Source organism: Brevibacillus sp. M2.1A (assembly GCF_013284355.2).
Taxonomy (GTDB): Bacteria; Bacillota; Bacilli; order Brevibacillales; family Brevibacillaceae; genus Brevibacillus.
Map to the genome: position 1 here is coordinate 2,628,424 of NZ_JABSUY020000001.1, position 19,377 is coordinate 2,647,800.

A 19,377-nucleotide genomic window follows, 5' to 3' on the forward strand; every position below is an offset into this window, starting at 1 on the left:
TCCAGATCGCTATATTATTCTAATTCTACCAAAATAAGTTAAAAAGAAAAATAGGTAAAATATACCTGTTTGTATGTTGATCGTAGAGAGATTTGCAGTTTCTTCTGTAACACCTTAGTTTCTATTTTTTAGCATCATTTTTGATTGAATTAGCAGAATGTACTGATCTAATTTCTGGCTTAATTCCACGACGTCATCATGCAACAAATCATTCTTTTCTAAAAACAATTGCACCAGTTGTTCTCGCAATTGTTCCACAATGTTTTTTAAATGCTCTATATCGTGATAAGTTCCTCCTTCCCGATCTAAGGATTGCGTGATACATTTATTTATAGGAGCTTTAGCTGCTCCTCCTGTGGGCGTTCCGTTTACCTGGCAATGGGATGGAACGCCCTTTTCGTGTGCAATAGCTCCTATGGTTTTCGCCTCCTTTTTTTACATTTTTGTACATTTATTTATGTACATTTATTACTATAAACCAACATTCAGCAAAACGACCTCTGAAAAATTTTGAATGATAAAAAAAACACCCGAAAGGGTGTTTTACTACTACTACTTAACCTCCTGCACCGTGGGTATACGTAGTTACAACGTGATGACTCCTAAGCACCTCCTGATGTTCTGGTACAACGATTCCGTGAGAAAGTCCGAACAAAACAGTAAGTAGAAGTAGCATACTCCGCATTATTTATTTCTCCCTTCCAAAATGTTTTGGAATTCATCTATCTGCTGGTCAGAAGCACTATGTCTATATTTCCAGAACATAGCGACACAGCTTTGGAACTTTTCTTGCTCCATCATCTTACTCGCTAACGCAAGGCAGCGTAGGGTTTCTGTAATACCTTCTGCAACTCGCCCCTTATCGAGCTGATATATCGCCAAATGATACCGAAAATGAAGATGGCGGGTAAGACTAAAAGGGTCTTTATAATCTTGAAAGCAAGCAATTTCCTTAGAAAAACGCTCCACAATGTCATCTACAGATAGTCCGAATCGATTGGCTGTCTCCATAATGGTAAACATACCCGCTAAAATTTCAGGTGGGTTATTAGCAAGATGATTAACATACTCAGAAAGTAACTCTGTACGCCCCATTAATAAATTCAGCGTGTAATTATTCGCTTTCGCCCATCCACGGAACTTTTCAATTTCCATTTCAGCCAGATCATCACGGAATTCAAACCAGCCCAGCTCAGCATACGCTTGTACATAAGAAATGGCTTCTTCATACCGCTCTTGTAATTGTAAGGCGAGTCCCTTTAGTAAGAAGCCCTGTCCATAATACACGACAAGATGGCGCTCTGTTTCAAGTATTCCCCTCACTCCATCAATTTCCCATCTTTGTACTTCTTCATTATAGATCACGGTTGCTAACTCTCTAAGTTCATCTGCATATCGCTCTACCTCCTTCCAGTTATGGAGCGTAAAGCACACATTTGCTAATTGTAGTAACGCATCTAATTGATAATTTTCAGGCAACCTGTTTCGATAAGGGTGAAAACGGACGACAGCCTTCCACTTTTTCTCTGAATCAGCTCCCCCTTGCACTGCACGAAAAAGCCTATACTGAGACATTACAAAACGATCACCATGGCTGTCTTTTTCCGATTCAATAACAAGTTGATAAAACGGGATTGACTCCTGTCGTTTCCCATTTGTAAAAAGCTTCTCAGCCACGGAAAACAGAATGGACAGGTTTTTCTGATTATCCAAAAGTATAGGGACAATTAACTCGATACAATCCTGCCTGCCTATTTCTGCACATCGAATCAGATAGGGAACAACTCGTGAACGAGACACTCTTCCCTCGACGATACATTCCGTTACATACAGCTCATACAGCCATCCAGGGGCTTGATTAAAAGCTACAGCAAGTGCATCCAGATGACCTATCGTCATAGCCCGAGAAGGAGTTCGATTAAAAATATCGCTCAGTACTCCCTGATTAATACCTGTTATCTCGCCAAGTTTAGTCAGTGTGTAACCACGCTCTTTTAGGTGATGCTCTACTTCTGAACGTAACGATCGTTGAACTGTCTTGCCTTGCCCCATATTAAACCTACTCCTCCTTAGCAATAACAAAGAAACACCAATCTTCCTATATTTTACAGAAAAAGCGCTCGTATGTAAATAATTGGAAGCGGGGGCTATCGTCCTGCATGATTTATTCATTTAGAGTACACCCTGAATCAACAATGGTTGGAAGTCCAAAATACGATATGCCAGAATGTATTCAAGAAATAGTTAACCCGTCCCTGTTTTGAGGAGACGGGTTTTTTTGAGTTAATTTTAATTGATTCTAAAAGCGGATACCTCCTTCGGAATAATTCGGGGGAGGGATTTTTACTATGGCTTCCTGTATATTTTATAGTTTAAAAAAATTTAGTATATATAAAAAAGCTTGACTTGATTAAATTACCATGTAATATTTTTACATGTGGTTATGTAATATATTGGGAGGTAGTATTGTGGTAAGGATAGACAACAACTTTAATTTTCAGACTGTGCCTAGCTATAGAGATTCATTGACAAGCGTAAATAGTGTACAAGATAAATATAAAACTGGAAAGGAAACTAAATTACAGGTACCGAGTAATAATGTCGATACTGTAGAGATTTCAAACGATGCGCAGTTGATGTTGAGAAGTACTAGAAGTGCGGCATATAGTAGTCCTTGGAAGGACGTAGAAGCTATAGTATCAGACTGGTATGAGATAGGGAAACAATGGGCATCTGATGCAGCTGATTTTGCAGTAGAAGCAGGCAAAGCAGGTCTTGATTTTCTTGTATTAGATGATGTAAAAACATTATTTGACCCTAAATCCAGTAATACGGATAAGGGATTAGCTGCTTTATCTTTATTCCCTGCTGGTAAGGCAATAAAAGGGATGAAACTTCTAAAAAAAATTGACGAAGATGTTGCTAAGTTTGTTGATCGTACTCTTTCGGGAAAAGTAAAAGTCGGAAAATATTATGTAGAGTCTCGTATACATGAAGATAGCCTTCTCGTTAGAGAAGCTGAGAAGGCTATGAAAGACTCGAGAATACAGAAGGATGCTGATGCATTATTAAGAAGATACCTAGAAGGGAATAATAATCCTGGGATCGAAAATAATAATATTTTTGGAGACATCTTTGAACTCAGGTCAAGAACAGGTGCAAGAGTGTACTTGAGAAAGTCAGGGGATACTGTTGAGGTACTAGCGAAATCTGACAAACACAATCAGAAAGACGTTATCAACCGTTTGAGAAAACTATACAAATAGAAAATATTGGTTTTAATATTGTCAATTGAGGAGGGAGCCGTTAACTATGAAGAAGCATATTTGGATTAGCACAGAATTATCTGAGATCGAGAGTCAACAAAAAAATGATAATAATGTAGATGTAATTGTCACCTTACCAGATCGAACAAGATGGTGGGGAACCTTTTTTACTTATCAAAACATCGAAACATTACGACGGAAGAATAAAAATACTGGTGAGAACCTGTCTGGCACTTATCTATGGTCGATAAATATGGTTATTGTTGAAGATGTGAGTCGTGAAACGATTGAAAAAGTAGTGGATGAGCTTATTCGAGAAGGTGATCTACAAACAATTATGGCGAAGATCGATGATGTTTCTAGTGACTCAGAAGCTGAATATGGTGATGATTTTTTTGAATAAGCTAAGCACTCAGTCTCTACAAAGCCCTTATTTTTAGTGTTAAAGAAAAAACCCGTCCCTTTTTTAAGGAGACGGGTTCAGGCTGTCGAGAAAGTCGACAGCCATTTTTATTTCACTTAATTTTAAAGCGACACCGCGTTAATGTGTTATTATTTTTATAATATCATTTAACAGTAGGTGATAATTGTGCTTTCCTCCAATGATAAAAATCCACAAATGCATTACGAATTTGTATGCCTCGATGAATTGGTCCCGGAGGACCATTTATTAAGGGTAATTCAAAAGCATATAGATTTCTCCTTCATCCGAGAAAAAGTACGTCAATATTATTGCGAAGATAACGGTAGACCTTCCATTGATCCTATTGTGTTATTTAAAATGATTTTCATTGGATACCTTTACGGTATCCGCTCAGAGAGGCAGCTCGAAAAAGAAATTCAGACCAACATTGCCTATCGTTGGTTTCTTGGCCTTTCTTTAACAGATCGAGTTCCAGATCATACAACAATCAGTTGGAATCGTCGAACTCGTTTTAGAAATACAAATGTTTTTCAGGAGATTTTTGATGAAATTGTGCGCTTGGCTATTCAGAATCGAATGATCGGTGGACGTGTCTTGATAAGTGATTCCACGCATCTTAAAGCAAATGCGAATAAACGAAAATTTAAGAAGCATGTCATCGAGAAAACGAGTCGTGCCTACCTCAAAGATTTAGAGGCAGCAATTAATGAAGACCGTGAAGTACATGGAAAAAAGGATTAAAGCCTAGAGAGGGTGTGAAGGAAGAAAAGGAAATCAAGGTGAGCACCACTGATCCAGAAAGTGGCTACATGGTTCGAGACGGCAAGCCCGAAGGCTTTTTCTATCTTGATCACCGAACCGTCGATCATAAGTACAATATTATTACCGATGTACATGTGACTGCTGGCAATGTCCATGATTCCGTTCCTTACATAGATAGGCTGAATCTCCAAATCGAGAAGTTTGGTTTTAAGGATTCAATTGAAGCTGTTGCATTAGATGCAGGTTATCTAACTACTCCAATCTGCAAGGCACTTCACGATATAAATGTATTTGCTGTCATCGGTCATCGTGCCTTTACACCTGTTAAAGGTCTTTTTTCTAAATGGCGCTTTAAATATGATCTTGAGCTTGACGTGTACGTATGCCCTCAAAAACATAAGCTTACTTATTCGACTACCGATCGAAACGGATACAGGATATATAAGTCCGATAAAGAAACATGTAAAACTTGTCCGAGGCTTGCTGAGTGTACCCGATCTAAAAATCACCAAAAGGTGATAAGCAGGCACGTTTGGGAAGAGAGTAAGGAATGGGTTCGACAGAACCGTTTAAGTAAATCAGGGAAATATTTGTATAGATTAAGATACCAAACCATAGAGCGAAGCTTTGCAGATGCTAAAGAACTGCATGGGCTTCGCTATTGCAGGTTACGCGGACGAGAAAATGTCCAAGAGCAGGCATTGATGACAGCAACAGTTCAAAACATTAAAAAGATAGCACTACACCTAGCGAAGGCAAGTTAGGTGCAGGCTACCTCTTTTTCAGCACTTCGTGCTGGAACAATACCAAAAAGAAATCCCCCAAAAAGGGGGTTTCTCTTCAGTCTGAACCCGTCCCTTTTTTAAGGAGACGGGTTTTTCATGTTTCCTCACTACTTATGACAAGCCGTTCGAGCATATCATCTCGACAGGAGGGGATGAACGGTGCATGTAAAGATTATACCGGGAAGTTCTACTGACAGTATACGTTCCGCCTGTTACCACTATTTATTAGGAAAATACAGGAGGGAGAAGCCGTATGATCGGAATATATGCCAGGGTGAGTACAGAGGAGCAGGCCAAGAGCGGATTCAGCCTCGACGATCAGTTAAGAGAATGCAGGAAGAAGGCAGCGACGAGTGAAGTTGCCGAGTACATAGATGATGTATCAGGCGAGTTCCTAGATCGTCCGGCTCTCTCAAGGCTTAGACAAGATGTGAAGGACGGGGTCATTACAAAAGTTGTCTGCCTGGACCCTGACCGTTTATCGCGTAAGCTAATGAACCAGTTGCTTATAACAGATGAATTTGATAAACGTGGTGTAGAGCTTGTGTTCGTAAATGGCGAATATGCAAAAACGCCTGAAGGTCAACTCTTTTACAGCATGCGTGGAGCGATTGCTGAATTTGAGAAGGCAAAAATTAATGAGCGTATGAGTCGTGGAAGAAGAGAAAAGGCAAGACAGGGCCGCGTTCTACGTGACTTTCAAATATATGGGTACAGTTATGATTCAGAGAAGGAACAGATAGTCATAAATGAAGCTGAGGCAGCAGTAGTGCGACTGGTATTTGATCTGTTTACTCAGCCAAATGATCTTGTTGAAGGGATAAATGGAATCGCTGTTTACCTGACAAGCAAGGGGGTTCCTACAAAGCGAGGGGCGAGTGTATGGCATCGACAAGTGGTACGTCAGATGCTTATGAATGAGGCATACGTGGGGAGGTTTTATCAGAATAAATGGAATACAGAAGGGATGCTCGGCAACCAGTTTCGGCAACCGGATGAGAAAGTCCGTATGAAAATGCGCCCAAAAGAAGAATGGATATTACTGCCCTGCCCATCCATTATTGATGAAATGAAGTTTGAACATGCTCAACGACTACTAAAGGAATCCAGAAGAAGATGGGCGGGCCGGAGCTTTAACGAGTACCTCTTAAGCGGCCTAGTACGTTGCGGGACTTGTGGAAATACGATGCCAGGAAGAAAAGCGAAAAACTGGAGCCAACATGTATTTGAGTATACCGACGTTAAGAATACAGCAGGAGCAAAAAATAAGGGATGCGGTCGCCGTGTCAGATGTGAGCAATTGGACAATCAGGTTTGGGAAACGGTGGCGTCTTGGTTGAATAATCCTGACGAGATTGCCGTGGCAGTGGAAGATAAAGTGGAAACTCCATTCGAGCAAGTGGAGATGGAACGCTTGCAAAAGGAACTCGAAAAAACAAAAGCGGGTCGCAAGAGATTGCTTAAACTGTTTGCTTCCGGCGAAGAAGATATTGGTGAAGAAGATATTCGCCAAGAGTTGAAAGAACTGAAGGAGAAAGAAGATAAACTGAATCATCGTCTAAACGAGCTGATGGATCAAACAAAACAGCAGGTCAATTATGAGTATAGCCGCAACTTGATCCAGGAAGCTGCTGAATATTATTTATCGAAGGGACAGGATGATCTTACCTTTGAGGATAAAAAAGAGCTAATCCGACATGTGGTGAGGGAAGTACGAGTTTTTGAAGAGAGCGTGGAGATATACACGTTCTAAGTTTGCCTATGCAACCCTTTTGACATTTAGATTGAAATCCTCATGCATCTGAGAAGTTTGAAAAAAACCAAAAAAGATGTTTCCTTGCACGACCCAATCGGGACGGATAAAGAAGGCAATGAAATTACATCAATATCATAGACGTGTAGGATAAACTAAATGCGTGGTAACAGTACCAAAGAGAAAGCATTTCCTTGCTGATGTTGTTCTTTAGTGTAAACCGCGTGACTGATAATTTTCTTCAAAAGAGAGTTCTTCTTTAGCGGATCTTCGGTACGTTTTATTAAACTCACCACTGTTTGAACTTCTGGGATTATCTTCTCCTGTGTTTCTATCAAATTATTCTCATGTTCTATTAACTGTTTAGTTTGTAGTATTGCTTCATTCGTCTCCGAAATTCTTTCTGATATCCGCTTTGATCTTTCAAGGAATGTTGCCTCATCATAGATGCCCCTTTCTAAAAGATCGAATAACTTTTCTTTCTGAGATGCCAGTTCTTTCATCTCTCGTTCAAGAGAAATCAAGGCGCCTTTTTTGTATTCTAGCTCATGATTTTCACTAATATGATCAGTATCTTCTAATTTGACTTGAAGATCATGGAGCCATTTATCCAATGCTTGAAGCAAACGGTTTTCAACATATTCATATCGAGCGCTTTTGTTATTGCATGATTTGGTTGTGCAAATTAAATGTGCAGCTTGGCCAGTGTATGGCCTGTACACCATTGTAGCCCCGCATTTTCCGCACTTTACTAAACCAGCTAGTGAAGTAGAAATTTTCGGCTTACCGTTTTCCAAATGATAGGGAATGTGATATTTTCCAGCAAGTATTTCTTGTGCTTTGTTATAAACATGTTCATCTATAATTGGATCGTGTTTGCCATTTACTGTTATCCACTCGGTTTTAGGAAGAGACGCAACACTTCTTCTTTTTCCTGGTTCTGTAGACTTTTTAGTTTTTTTCTTTTTCCATTGTATTTTTCCAATATATACAGCATTTTTTAAAATGTTGATAATCGTTGAAGCATCCCATTGTTTTCCAGTATATGAAGGAATTTGTAACTGATTTAAATTATTCGCTATTTTTCGGCTGCCAATTCTCTTTTCAGGCGCCTGATGTGTGTACCAATCGAATATCATTTTTACTGTATTGGCTTGCTCTTCATTAGGAACCAAGTAACGACTGCCTTTTTCATCATAAAAGATGTTATACCCGTATGGCGGACGGGTACCGATGTAATTTCCTTCCTCAACAGAACGTATACGACCGCTTTGTAAGCGACGGGTAATTATCTTTAACTCCTTTCTAGCCATAAAGGCTTCAAACTCACTGTACTCCTCATCAAACTCGTTATTGAGATCATAAATTTTACGAGGCGTGATGATTTTTGTGTTTGCTGTTCGGAAAGTCTCCAATATTAACCCTTGTTCTTGCATATTCCCACGGCCCAAGCGATCTAAATCCATAACAAGAACGCCCTTAGGCTTTTTTTCTTCTAATAAATTCAACATTTTTAACATAGCATCACGGTGAATGATACTTTCACCTGAAGCGATTTCTTCAAACACTTCTGTAATACTAATCATATAGTCCTTTGCTAGTTTCAATAGCGCTTTTTTGTGTTTAGCTAGTGTTTCTCCGTCTCCACGAGCTTCAGCTTCTAAATCAGCACGAGATTTACGAAGGTATATCCAGTACTCTCCACCTTCTAAATGTCCAACCATCAGATCACCTACTGTTCTTTTTCTGGTTTGAAGTGTCCTGCATAAACTCCGCAAATAACAACATCATTTGGCAATGCTTTAACAGATGCGTAATCATCATTTTCTGGAATCAATGTAATAAAAGGTTGTTCTACAGACCATTTTATTCGCTTTAAAGTACCGACTTCACCATTTATGATTGCTGCTACAATTTGGCCGTTGTATTCAGCCCATTTTGCTTTCCTCATAAATACTATGTCACCATCATCTATACCAGCATTTTGCATTGATTGTCCTTGTACCCGCAACGCGAAATCTGGACGCTTATTATTTTGCAAAGGGTACTGAACAAACTGTTCAATGTTTTGTTGTGCGAGCAAACCATCACCTGCACATATTATCCCAACAAGCGGAACGCCAGTGCAAAGTTCTTCGGGGTAAATACCGTTTTGATCATTATCAACATTTTGATAGTAGTCTTGTCTGCCTAAAAGGTAATCAACAGAGACTTTATGATGATCAGCTAGCTTGCTAACCATTTCAATGTCTGGTTTCGCGAAATTGTTTTCCCAAGAGTTGTACCGTGCTCTCTTAATTCCCAAAATATCAGCCATCTGATCTTGGGTTAACCCCTTCTTGTTCCTCAACTCAGCAATAACTTTACCTAAAAGCATTACAAAAACCACCTATCAAATGTGATAAATAAAATATCAGAAACATATTGACGATAATCTAATTATCAAATATAATCTGAACTAAGAAGGGAGGGAAATAAATGGCACAGGTAAGGTCAGCCTTTAGAGACAAGCGTAAGATGAAAGGCTTAACACAAGCGAAACTGGCAAGTTTGGCTGACAAGTCTACAGTTTATATTCGAATGATCGAAAACGGAACATTTACTCCTGGCAGAGACACTATGTTCCTACTTGCATCCATCCTTGATTCAACCGTTGAAGAGTTGTTTTCGGATTACTTCGCTAAGATTCATTCCACCCCAAATAATTCAAAAGCGATAATTTAATTATCTATAACGAATTATAGGTGATATGTTGATTATCGTCAATAAGTACTTTTGCAACTTTTTGTAAAAAAGTTTCTTTGTCATGCCTTAGTTGATAATTAAATTATCAGAAAGGGGGACAATCAGTGCTGCATATGTTAAATCGAGGTGATGCAGTGATGGAGAAATACAACGGAAAATTTGCTGCTGTATATCGCTTTGGTGAAACCACTGTTTTTATTGATGACTCCTGTATGGTTAAAACCCCGGAAGAAAGAGAAAAAATCATGGATGAAATTAGGGCAGAGGGCATCCAAATACTTAAGGAAGAAGCCAGAAGGAAGATCAAGGAAATCAGTTGATAGATAATTCTGTTTTTGGGAATAAGAAAGCGACTCTTTGGAGTCGCCACGATGGACAAGCTTGAGAGGAGATGGAAGTGTGAATCAATTACAAGTCATTCAACAAAACGGACAACTACTGGTGGATAGTCGGGAAGTTGCAGAAATGACTGGAAAGCAACATAACAATCTGCTCCGAGACATTGATGGCTATGTCGCCATTTTAAATCAAAACTCAAATATGAGTTCTGACCACTTTTTCATTGAAAGTAGTTACTATTCTGGAACTGGAAAACAGTACAAGTGCTATCTTCTCACCCGCAAAGGTTGTGACATGGTTGCAAATAAAATGACTGGCGAAAAAGGCGTCCTCTTCACAGCAGCTTATGTCACAAAGTTCGAAGAAATGGAACGTCAAGTGGCTAACCCATACCTCGGACTCAGCAGAGAGTTGCAAGCAATCTTCACCATTGACAAAAAGACTCAAGAAATCGAAACCCGCGTCGAAAAGCTTGAGGATAACATGACCATCGACTACGGACAGCAGTTGTCCTTGCAGAAGGTAGCAAAAAATCAAATCCTCACAATCGTCGGCGGTAAAGAAACGCCTGCATATCAAAACAAGCCATTACGGGACAAGCTATTCAGTTCCATCTGGAGTGACTACAAGGAATACTTCAATGTTGGATCATACAGGGATACAGCACTTAAAGATTGCGACAGAGCAAAGGAGTATCTCAAACAGTGGTCTCCACAAGGAAAGCTTTTACGCGAGGTAGAGGAAGCAAATCAGCAGCTTACATTTGCCAGTTAAAGCAGTAATGAAGTGATCAAACATTTTAAAGAAAGTGGGGTTTTTAAAATGAACATCGAGATAGCCGATCACCTCAACCTGGTCAGACACACAATCAAACATTTCAACTATACGCCGCCATACGATATGGACGAAGATGATCTGTTTCAAATTGGGTGCATGGGTTTAATGAAAGCAATTAAGAAGTTTGATCCGTCGCTAAATTATAAGTTCTCAACTTATGCGGTTGTCTTAATAAGATCCGAATTAAATCGCGCTCTTGATTATTATAAACGAAATAACCGAAGCAAAGTTCGGACGGTTCGGATCGATCAAAAAGTTAAGGAAACAGGAGCATTACTTATAGAGGTCATTCCTGCTCAACACTCATTAGAGGAGGAGGTGATGAATCAGGAGAGGATACGAGAGGCGCTACGAATTGAACCAATCATTACAAACTATCTTCTTTCTGGGTTAACTCATCTTCAAATAGGAAGAAAAATGGGGATTACTCCACAACGGGTACATCAACGCATAAAAGCTATGAGAAAGAAGTTGATGGCGTAATGGACAAGCCGTTCGGACGGGACATCCGTAGGGACCTAGCTTATTACCAGCAACTCATGATGACCGCAAAGACAGAAGGTGATATGCGGTTGCATGAAAGCTGTGTGAAGATTACGCGTGAACTGAGTAAGCGAATAAAAGAAAAAAGCAGTCTGCTCGTAACAGACTGCAAAACCTCAATATACCCGAACCTTATTTTAACCGAATGTCGAACGGGGGTCAATCATGAATCCGTCCAACATCCGTATTAGAGAACTCCAAAAGGAGATAGACAATCTCACTACATTGAGGGATGAAGCGAAGTCCGAATGGAATCAACATTCCGACGAATATCTGCTGCACAAAAATAAAGCTGAACGTGCCGAAAAGCGTATGCACGATTTAGATGACGAGATTCAATATAGGCTTTCAGAAATCGCCGAACTGGAAGAACAGTCAAACAGTTCAGCTCTAATGGGAGTTTGCTGACATCGAGCGTGGCGCAGTCTGTGGAGCTGTAACGATTGTGTAGAGGTAGGGGCACGATGTAACTCGATATTAGGAGTACTTACTATGAATACATGCGATTTATGCGGTGAATATGCCCGTCAATCTGTAACTCTAATGCATGGTACGCATAGATTTGATGGACACGAAAGATGCATGGAGCAAATAAAGAAGATGCTGGACAAAGAAGCAGCAGACCGTGGCGAAAATCCAGAAGCATATCCGTTGTGGCCTGACAGAGACTTGAATATCCCGCGGAGGCCAGCAGAACCTTCTCAAGATGAGTACCCCGAAGCCTGGAAGAAAAAACTGGTTTATTGATAGGAGGCTAATAAATTGAATAAAAGCGATTCAATTGTCGAACTTTCAAAAGCACTGGTTAAATTTAACGGCGAGGTATCGAAGATTGCGAAAGACTCTGCAAATCCACATTTCCGCAATAAATATGCCTCCTTGGATCAAATTGTTGATGAAATTAGACCTTTACTTCACAAGAACGGATTATCCATTTTGCAATTCCCTGGTGGCGATGGCGAAAAGCTGACCATGACCACAGTGCTGATGCATGAGAGTGGTGAGTGGATTCAAAGTGAGGCATTGACGTTGATTCCAGCTAAGAAGGACCCGCAGGGAATAGGGAGTGCCACAACATATGGCAGACGATATCAACTATCCGCATTTCTCTCTTTGAACACTGGTGAAGACGATGACGGCAACGATGCCAGCACACCTCCAGCACAACCAAATGTAAACAATTCAAAAGAAGCTGTATTGAAAGCAAAATGGCAACAAGGCAAAGGTTCACTTGAAGGATTTGATGAGTGGTATCAGCAACAGAAACAAGCTGGATATACAGATGCACAAATGGACACGTATCTCACAAAACTGTTGAAACAAAAAGGGGCGTAATGCATGAATACTGTCATTCTAATTGGTCGATGGGCGCAGGGTGTTGAGATGCGTTATACACCAAACGGAAAAGAGGTGGCAAGTGGAAACCTCGCCGTCAGTGATGGATACGGAGACAACAAACATACAAGCTACATTCCGATTGTGATGTGGGGTAAAGTCGCTGAAAACACAGCTCAATATGCTGGTGACAAAGGACGGCAAGTTGCCATCGAAGGAAGGTTGAGTCAGAGATCATATGAGAAGGATGGTCAAAGGCGTTATGTACTTGAAGTTGTAGCATCAAATGTTGAGTTTATTGGCAGTAAAGAGAAGAAAGAACAACCAGAAATGAGCGATCCGTTTGGAGATCCTTTCGCAAATGCTGGAAAGCCAATCAATATTGATTCCGATTCATTGCCATTTTGAGGTGATATATGTTGAAAAGCTCAGGTTATGGACGAGTTTGGACTGAAGAGCGTGTAAAAGAAGAGATTCTCGAGTGCATGATAATTCTTGCGATTGAGCGGATGCCAACAGCTCAAGAGCTTGTCTCAATAGGTAGAAACGATCTTCATTGCAAAATTTCTAAGACCAAACGATATTCTGGATGGGCCAATGAATTGGGATTGAAACTCAAAGCGTGTGAAACAAGAACTGGACAAGCTTACGAATCTAAAGCAAAGGATATGCTGCTCCAACAAGGATATTCAGTAGAGAGAATGAGCACCAAATATCCATATGACCTACTTGTAAATGGGCATTTAAAGGTAGATGTAAAGGTTGCGAATCCTCATATGTTACGTGGTGAGTCAAGAGTTCACACCTTCTCAATCCACAAAGTCAAACAGACCTGCGATCTGTACGTTCTAATCGCGCTAGATGAAAGCGAACAATTTGAAAGAATCTTCATTATCCCAAGCCATGTTCTTAATGTTGTAACCCTTTGCGTAGGGCGGGAAAGCAAGTGGAACGCTTATGTTAATCGCTGGGACCTTGTTAAAACATATGATGACTTCTTTCGAGGAGTGAGCTGACTATGTTCAATCAAGTTAACGCTGCGCCGAAACCTGACCACAAACGGCGTGCTCCTAAACGCAAGGAACAGGGCCGTATTAAGCCACAAACCTATGCCAAGGTTTTCGAACGCGACAACGGACAATGCATCTTGTGCGCTCGTGGAGACAGCCTACAATGCCACCATCACGTTTATAGATCGCAGCTCGGGAAAGGCACAGAAGACAACCTAGTTATGCTATGCGTCAGCTGCCACGAATTGGCGCATAGCAGCAAGGTGGTAAGAGAACGAATTGGGGAGTATTTGAAAGGTTTGTATCCAAAAAGACGGTCCATAAGGAGGAGCCATGGATCTGGTTGATATCGTTGCCGCGATTCGAAACGTAGCTACGCGCTTAGACGGTGTTCCGCGCCAGCTACATGTTCAAGCAAAGGAGTATGCCAGTGCCGAACGTGATTACCGAATTGCATTACGACAAGAAATGTTGAAGCTACGAGCTGAGGGTTTGCCAGCGACACTAATAACTGATGTTGCTCGTGGAAATGTAGCCGAACTGAAGTTTAAACGTGATTTGGCAGAATCGTTGTTCAAGTCTGCTTCGGAGTCATCTAAAGCGCTCCAGGCTGAATTGAGTGGGTTGCAGAGCATCTATAGAAGACAGGATGAGATGTAAAAAGAAGGTGGTAGGTGGTGTTACATGGGTGGGTATCGCTCCACAGAAAAATACTTGACAGTCCGGTTTTCCAAAACGAAAAGCTATTCAAAACATTTGCATGGTGCCTTCTGAAAGCCAGCCACAAAGAGCATGAACAGATGGTGGGTAAGCAAAAAGTGAAGCTTCTTCCAGGGCAATTTGTATACGGAAGAAAGGCGGCTGCAAGAGAATTAGGCATGCCTGAGTCAACTGTCCGAAATAATATAGACTTCTTAAAAAAGGACGGCTGCTTGGACATCAAGACGGACAGCAAATTTAGCGTCATAACCGTTGTAAATTGGGGCTTTTACCAATCAGAATCCTCGGATGTGGACAGCAGAAAGGACAGCTCAGAGGACACGAAAAGGACAGCAAAAGGACAGCAAAAGGACACAAACAATAATGGTAATAATGATAACAATGGTAATAAAAAAGATATTCATGCAGATGCAGATAGTAACCCCTTCCTGTTCTACGAGCTGAACTTTGGAGGATCAATCCCATCGATGGTTCAACAAGATATCATAGCTTGGGAAACAGAGTTGCCAACCGAAATGATTATCGAAGCCATGAGCAGATCGATAAAAGCAAATAAACGATCATGGAATTACGTTGAATCCATTTTGATGAGTTGGCATCGAAACGGAATCAAAACTATCGAAGCAGCAATGGCAGAACAAGCTGAATACGAACGTAAGAAGGCTGTAAAAGGAGGCGCGCAACATGGAGGGACTAGACAAGGTTCTGGAGCGAATCCAAGCAAGGGCGGAACAAGCCCGTTTGACGGCTTCAAAGTCCCAACCAAAAAACGAGACTTCGATCCAGCCGAACAAGACGGGTTGTTCTAAATGCAATGGAGCACAAGGGATGTTGCGAACTTGGTATGAGGACAAAAACTTTACCAAATCAGTCAATGGCGAATGGATCACTGAAACGAGACAAATAAAATGCGAGAGTTGGGAATGGTGCACATGCTATCTACAAAAGCGCACCTTAGCAGCCAGCAAGATCACTGAGGAATTCAAAGAAAAAGGATTTAAAAACTTTATCTTGGATGGACGGGCGGACATTGCAAAAGAACTTTTACAAGTAGCTAAGAGCTACACCTTGAACTTCGAGAAGATACGAAAAGAACGGAGAAATTCAATTGCGTTCCTCGGCAATCCAGGAGTAGGAAAAACTCATTTGCTCATGGCTGCTTGCAATAATTTGATGCATCAGAAGAATGTACCTGTAACTTACTTCCCTTGGGTAGAAGGTTGGAACGAAATAAAAGACGATCTCGACTTGCTGAACAAGCGCGTGAACATGCTCAAGGAAAGTGAGCTGCTATTCATAGATGACTTGTTCAAGGGTAGACCGATGGACGAGCATGGTCGCGGTGGCCCAACAGCATTTCAGTTAGAGCAGTTATTCGGAATCGTGAACTATCGTTACTTAGAGAAAAAGCCTATCATGCTATCGTCCGAGTGGTCATTTGAGAAAATCGTAAAGGTTGACGAGGGGATTGGTTCCAGGTTGGTACAAATGTGCAAGGACTACACCGTAGAAGTATCTGGAAATCCATTTGAATTGAATTATCGCCTGATAGGGGAGGAATGACATGCAAATTGAATATCACGGGAAGCCGTACACAGTCGTTGACTTAGCCCGCAGCACGGTCTTGCCAGAAGAGTTTATTGTTCTCCAAGGCGAAGACGAAATGTTAGTCGCACCAACTCATGATTTATCAGGACTCAAACACGGGGGTGTAAGCCTGGATGAAATCAAACAAGCAATCATTGCGCCGGGACTTAAAACGTAAAGAGGACAGAAAGACAACCAAATTGGGGTCATACGCAAAGCGACCAGTGAAGACATACTTCCGATACTGCTAACACGCTGCCAGACGAACGGAAACAGGGTAAATTTCAACGAAAGAATTAGAATCGACTGAATACACGGATACGAGCGAACAGTCGATTACGGAGCATCCTAGAGATTCATTTCAAGATTCATATAACAATTTGAATGTGAGGGATGAGTATGGGAAAGAAGGGACCACCAATCACAATCATTCCAAAAGCAGTAAGTGACTGGATCAGAGGGTCGAGCAATTTGTCCAGGGTCAACAATTGGAAGAAAGGTGGAGGGAAACCGCAAAAATGACAAAAGATAGCGCGGCAAAGAAATTCCTATTCAGTATCGATCCGATGGGAGCAGTACGGACAACGCGGAGACAACAATATGTAGATGAACGGGCCATTAGATACAGGGATTACAAATTGATAATCGCCCATTCTGCACTGGACCAAATGCGAGGCACGGCAAAGCTAACTACGGCACTGGCCCTAAAGATTGTGTTCATAATGCCAATCCCGGCTAGTTGGAGCAAAAAGAAACGCTGGGATGCTTTGGATAAACCCCACACAAGTACTCCTGACTTGGACAACCTGATCAAAGGCTGCACAGATGCATTAAACAAAGTTGTTTGGTTAGATGACAAACAAATTGTTTCTGTAGAAGCAACAAAAGTGTATGGATTCGAACCGCGGATTGAACTATATGTTACCGAACTGAGGGGGCAAACGGGATGAGTGAAGTGAAGCAGGTTAATGTGAAGATCAAAAAGCTGCATTCAGATGCAGTAGTGCCGCAATATGCAAGACCAATGGATGCTGGATTTGATTTAGTGGCAGTCGAGGATGTGGTTATTCTGCCAGGGGAAACAGCGAAGATTCGGACTGGATTGGCGTTTTCTTTGCCAGAAGGCTACGAGTTGCAAGTAAGAAATCGCTCGGGAGTAGCCGCTAAAACAAAGTTGCGTGTGTCTAACTCCCCGGGAACTGTAGACGCTGGATATCGAGGTGAAGTCTCTGTAATCATGGACAACATCAGTCAATTGAAACAAGGGATGGTTGCGGGAGAGATTGTGTTCGTTGATGGAAAGGATGCTATCGGCAGGGAGCACGACAGAGGCACATACATCATCCGCAAGGGAGACAGGATCGCCCAAGGAGTAATTGCCATCGTCCCTATCGCGCAATTTGAAGTAGTGGACGAGCTTGACGAAACTGAACGGGGAGCAGGTGCTTTTGGCAGCTCGGGGGTGAGAGCATGACGCCAAAAGAGTGGATGGAATGGCAAAGGAAAGTCATTCGTGAAGAGATGAGGGGGGGAAGCCAATGAAAGGGCATAAGAAACCTCCTATTAACAACAACAAGACGATGCGTCCGGTTGATGTCAGCAACCTGCAAAAAGCAGCTTCTGAAACAGCAGAACAAGCAAAAAGCATCGTATATGAAGCGCTGCGCCAAGAATTCGGATTTGGTCCCGCAAGGATTGCAAAGCTGCAATCTGTGGTTGCTGAGATAGAACGTCACAAGAGCTTTGATGCTTGGGTGGATTATACGATCAAACAGAAGATTTAGGATAAGCCTTCCCATGGCTGCCAAATAGCTCATGAACATGGCGATACACCCTAACATGCATATCAGGAAAAACAAAAGCAACGGAGCCTTCATCAAGAACCAACTTGTCAGATGGTTGCTCAATCACAAAAGGTATCTCGATAGCTTGTAGAGTTTCTTTCAAATAGCCAATATCTGACCACTGCACTGAATAGTAAAACGACTTTTCCATTCGAAACACACTCCTTTACCTGATCATAACGCAGGGAAGAGGGACAAAAATAGCATTTCTTTATTAGGGGGTGCATCAACATATGAGGCTGAAACGGAAATGGAAAATTCACAATCGTAAATCTCTGGATACTCTTTTGAAACGTGCAGATCGCAAAGAAAACAAACCTTACCGTTGCCCATGCTGCAACAAAGCTCTCTATCGACACAGCTACCATGAAGATTACTGGGGCGAAGTAGAAGGTGGCTACATATGTGAGGTATGTGACTACCGGGATTATTTCTGCTATGGCGAACATATTGTGGCCGCTGGCAAATGGGAAGGGTATTACGGTTACAACGCAGATGAAAAAGAAGTGAATCAAATTCGCAACGAGTTTACAAAGCAGATCAGGATAGCCAAACAAGCGCGGAAGAGAAATAGGCAGCTTTACTACTCTAAGAAAAATAGGCAACGGAAGGCAGCTTAACACAAGCTCAATTATGTTAAATAGGCGGTGAAGTGCATGAGGATGCTGTCGTTATTCGCTGGGATCGGCGGGATTGATTTAGCAGCTCATTGGGCCGGCATTGAAACGGTAGCGTTCTGTGAGATTGAGCCGTTTTGCCAGAAGGTTTTGCAAAAGCATTGGCCTGGAGTGCCAATCTTTGATGATGTTAGAACGATCGATACACAGCAGCTCATTGAAAAGGGGGTCATAGGGGATGAGCGAACAATTGACATTATTTGCGGAGGATACCCTTGCCAGCCTTTCAGTAATGCCGGGCAACGACTTGGCGAAGAAGACGACCGTCACCTCTGGCCAGAAATGCTTAGGCTTATCAGAGAGCTCAGGCCCACTTGGGTCCTTGGAGAAAATGTTGATGGTCACGTTACTTTGGGGCTCGACACTGTGCTTGCTGACCTGGACAAGGCGGGTTACACCACAAGGGCGTTTGTTATTCCAGCTGCAGCCGTCGGTGCCCCGCACCAAAGGAAAAGGGTCTTCGTTGTGGGCCACTCCAAGCGCGGCAGATGCGGTAGGAAGTCACGGCGGTGGACAGGGCCGATCGCTACGAACAGACATAGCGAATTGGAAGAAAGGATTTTGGCCTACTCCAACGGCGATGGAGACGACAGGACGGAAAAATATCGAACTAACGGAGAATGGCAGGCGGAAGTGCAAAAACGGGAACAGTCACAGCGTAGATTTGGCGACCACTGTCAAACTGAGACAGGGAAATCAAGGGCAGCTCAATCCAGAATGGGTGGAAACCTTGATGGGATTTCCGATTGG

27 protein-coding genes and 2 pseudogenes are annotated in these 19,377 nt (G+C 41.8%); 24 read left to right on the forward strand and 5 right to left on the reverse strand.

The annotated features are described in order from the left end of the window. Window positions 1-114 precede the first annotated feature (114 nt). Together HP567_RS12785 and HP567_RS12790 are read right to left on the reverse strand one after the other, a co-directional pair. The gene (locus HP567_RS12785; protein ID WP_255675643.1) at window positions 115-258 is read right to left on the reverse strand and encodes an aspartyl-phosphate phosphatase Spo0E family protein; all 144 of its coding nucleotides are present in this window, start codon (window positions 256-258) and stop codon (window positions 115-117) included. 426 nt (window positions 259-684) lie between these two features. Continuing rightward, window positions 685-2,052, reverse strand: a complete 1,368-nt coding sequence (locus HP567_RS12790; protein ID WP_173608394.1) for a helix-turn-helix domain-containing protein — start codon at window positions 2,050-2,052, stop codon at window positions 685-687. Window positions 2,053-2,468: 416 nt separating this feature from the next. Here HP567_RS12790 and HP567_RS12795 point away from each other — a divergent pair, with 416 nt between their 5' ends. The 5 genes and pseudogenes from HP567_RS12795 to HP567_RS12815 all read left to right on the forward strand — a co-directional run. Continuing rightward, the gene (locus tag HP567_RS12795) at window positions 2,469-3,266 is read left to right on the forward strand and encodes a hypothetical protein (protein ID WP_229088006.1); all 798 of its coding nucleotides are present in this window, start codon (window positions 2,469-2,471) and stop codon (window positions 3,264-3,266) included. Between the two features lie 46 nt (window positions 3,267-3,312). Further along, complete coding sequence (locus HP567_RS12800) at window positions 3,313-3,669, forward strand: hypothetical protein (RefSeq protein WP_106781891.1); 357 nt, start codon at window positions 3,313-3,315, stop codon at window positions 3,667-3,669. Between the two features lie 216 nt (window positions 3,670-3,885). Then, window positions 3,886-5,216 (forward strand): IS1182 family transposase gene (locus tag HP567_RS12805; protein ID WP_221867259.1). Its coding sequence is split into 2 segments (ribosomal slippage): window positions 3,886-4,426 and window positions 4,426-5,216, totalling 1,332 coding nucleotides; the frame shifts between segments, so codons are not numbered across the junction. A 274-nt stretch (window positions 5,217-5,490) separates the two neighbouring features. Continuing rightward, window positions 5,491-6,990: a recombinase family protein gene (locus HP567_RS12810; protein ID WP_173611637.1), complete on the forward strand. Its 1,500-nt coding sequence runs from the start codon at window positions 5,491-5,493 to the stop codon at window positions 6,988-6,990. 33 nt (window positions 6,991-7,023) lie between these two features. Next, window positions 7,024-7,125 (forward strand): annotated as a pseudogene (locus HP567_RS12815) (RNA polymerase subunit sigma-70); the annotation flags it as partial. Between the two features lie 20 nt (window positions 7,126-7,145). Here the strand turns inward: HP567_RS12815 and HP567_RS12820 are convergent. Together HP567_RS12820 and HP567_RS12825 are read right to left on the reverse strand one after the other, a co-directional pair. After that, window positions 7,146-8,714 carry a recombinase family protein gene (locus tag HP567_RS12820; protein WP_173611636.1) on the reverse strand — a complete coding sequence of 523 codons (1,569 nt, stop codon included), beginning with the start codon at window positions 8,712-8,714 and terminating at the stop codon, window positions 7,146-7,148. Between the two features lie 8 nt (window positions 8,715-8,722). After that, window positions 8,723-9,367: a LexA family protein gene (locus HP567_RS12825; protein WP_229088008.1), complete on the reverse strand. Its 645-nt coding sequence runs from the start codon at window positions 9,365-9,367 to the stop codon at window positions 8,723-8,725. 101 nt (window positions 9,368-9,468) lie between these two features. Here HP567_RS12825 and HP567_RS12830 point away from each other — a divergent pair, with 101 nt between their 5' ends. The 17 genes from HP567_RS12830 (at window position 9,469) to HP567_RS12905 (ending at window position 17,890) form a co-directional block, all read left to right on the forward strand. Further along, window positions 9,469-9,714, forward strand: coding sequence for a helix-turn-helix transcriptional regulator (locus HP567_RS12830; protein WP_173611635.1), 246 nt, complete (start codon window positions 9,469-9,471; stop codon window positions 9,712-9,714). Between the two features lie 125 nt (window positions 9,715-9,839). Then, on the forward strand, window positions 9,840-10,055 hold the full coding sequence (locus HP567_RS12835) for a hypothetical protein (protein ID WP_173611634.1): 216 nt from the start codon (window positions 9,840-9,842) through the stop codon (window positions 10,053-10,055). A 79-nt stretch (window positions 10,056-10,134) separates the two neighbouring features. After that, window positions 10,135-10,848, forward strand: a complete 714-nt coding sequence (locus HP567_RS12840; protein ID WP_173611633.1) for an ORF6C domain-containing protein — start codon at window positions 10,135-10,137, stop codon at window positions 10,846-10,848. 48 nt (window positions 10,849-10,896) lie between these two features. Then, the gene (locus HP567_RS12845; RefSeq protein WP_173611632.1) at window positions 10,897-11,394 is read left to right on the forward strand and encodes a sigma-70 family RNA polymerase sigma factor; all 498 of its coding nucleotides are present in this window, start codon (window positions 10,897-10,899) and stop codon (window positions 11,392-11,394) included. A 225-nt stretch (window positions 11,395-11,619) separates the two neighbouring features. Further along, on the forward strand, window positions 11,620-11,862 hold the full coding sequence (locus HP567_RS12850; protein WP_173611631.1) for a hypothetical protein: 243 nt from the start codon (window positions 11,620-11,622) through the stop codon (window positions 11,860-11,862). An 84-nt stretch (window positions 11,863-11,946) separates the two neighbouring features. Continuing rightward, window positions 11,947-12,201: a hypothetical protein gene (locus HP567_RS12855; protein WP_173611630.1), complete on the forward strand. Its 255-nt coding sequence runs from the start codon at window positions 11,947-11,949 to the stop codon at window positions 12,199-12,201. Between the two features lie 15 nt (window positions 12,202-12,216). After that, window positions 12,217-12,789 (forward strand): ERF family protein, encoded by a 573-nt coding sequence (locus HP567_RS12860; RefSeq protein ID WP_173611629.1) that lies wholly within the window; start codon window positions 12,217-12,219, stop codon window positions 12,787-12,789. Between the two features lie 3 nt (window positions 12,790-12,792). Further along, the gene (locus HP567_RS12865) at window positions 12,793-13,197 is read left to right on the forward strand and encodes a single-stranded DNA-binding protein (protein ID WP_173611628.1); all 405 of its coding nucleotides are present in this window, start codon (window positions 12,793-12,795) and stop codon (window positions 13,195-13,197) included. Window positions 13,198-13,205: 8 nt separating this feature from the next. Beyond that, entirely contained in the window at window positions 13,206-13,805 is a 600-nt protein-coding gene (locus HP567_RS12870) for a hypothetical protein (protein ID WP_173611627.1), read from the forward strand. A gap of 2 nt (window positions 13,806-13,807) precedes the next feature. Then, window positions 13,808-14,146, forward strand: coding sequence for an HNH endonuclease (locus HP567_RS29985; RefSeq protein WP_173611626.1), 339 nt, complete (start codon window positions 13,808-13,810; stop codon window positions 14,144-14,146). Beyond that, window positions 14,133-14,459, forward strand: a complete 327-nt coding sequence (locus HP567_RS12875) for a hypothetical protein (protein ID WP_173611625.1) — start codon at window positions 14,133-14,135, stop codon at window positions 14,457-14,459. Before HP567_RS29985 ends, HP567_RS12875 begins: the two co-directional genes overlap by 14 nt. 17 nt (window positions 14,460-14,476) lie before the next feature. Continuing rightward, window positions 14,477-15,328: a DnaD domain-containing protein gene (locus HP567_RS12880; protein WP_173611624.1), complete on the forward strand. Its 852-nt coding sequence runs from the start codon at window positions 14,477-14,479 to the stop codon at window positions 15,326-15,328. Beyond that, a complete protein-coding gene (locus HP567_RS12885) occupies window positions 15,261-16,082 on the forward strand; it encodes a DnaA ATPase domain-containing protein (RefSeq protein WP_229088209.1) in 822 nt (273 codons plus the stop codon). The genes HP567_RS12880 and HP567_RS12885 overlap by 68 nt, the downstream gene beginning before the upstream one ends. Window position 16,083: 1 nt before the next feature. After that, entirely contained in the window at window positions 16,084-16,284 is a 201-nt protein-coding gene (locus tag HP567_RS12890; RefSeq protein ID WP_173611623.1) for a hypothetical protein, read from the forward strand. Between the two features lie 340 nt (window positions 16,285-16,624). Beyond that, the gene (locus HP567_RS12895; protein ID WP_173611622.1) at window positions 16,625-17,056 is read left to right on the forward strand and encodes a RusA family crossover junction endodeoxyribonuclease; all 432 of its coding nucleotides are present in this window, start codon (window positions 16,625-16,627) and stop codon (window positions 17,054-17,056) included. Next, a complete protein-coding gene (gene dut / locus HP567_RS12900; protein ID WP_173611621.1) occupies window positions 17,053-17,580 on the forward strand; it encodes a dUTP diphosphatase in 528 nt (175 codons plus the stop codon). The genes HP567_RS12895 and dut overlap by 4 nt, the downstream gene beginning before the upstream one ends. Before the next feature lie 64 nt (window positions 17,581-17,644). Continuing rightward, window positions 17,645-17,890, forward strand: coding sequence for a hypothetical protein (locus HP567_RS12905; protein ID WP_173611620.1), 246 nt, complete (start codon window positions 17,645-17,647; stop codon window positions 17,888-17,890). On the opposite strand, the gene HP567_RS12910 is transcribed toward HP567_RS12905, so the two are convergent. Next, window positions 17,874-18,101, reverse strand: coding sequence for a hypothetical protein (locus HP567_RS12910; protein ID WP_173611619.1), 228 nt, complete (start codon window positions 18,099-18,101; stop codon window positions 17,874-17,876). The genes HP567_RS12905 and HP567_RS12910 overlap by 17 nt on opposite strands. An 82-nt stretch (window positions 18,102-18,183) precedes the next feature. Here HP567_RS12910 and HP567_RS12915 point away from each other — a divergent pair, with 82 nt between their 5' ends. Continuing rightward, window positions 18,184-18,570 carry a hypothetical protein gene (locus tag HP567_RS12915; protein ID WP_173611618.1) on the forward strand — a complete coding sequence of 129 codons (387 nt, stop codon included), beginning with the start codon at window positions 18,184-18,186 and terminating at the stop codon, window positions 18,568-18,570. A 42-nt stretch (window positions 18,571-18,612) separates the two neighbouring features. Continuing rightward, a pseudogene (locus tag HP567_RS12920) lies at window positions 18,613-19,248 on the forward strand (DNA cytosine methyltransferase); the annotation flags it as partial. Window positions 19,249-19,377: the final 129 nt, after the last annotated feature.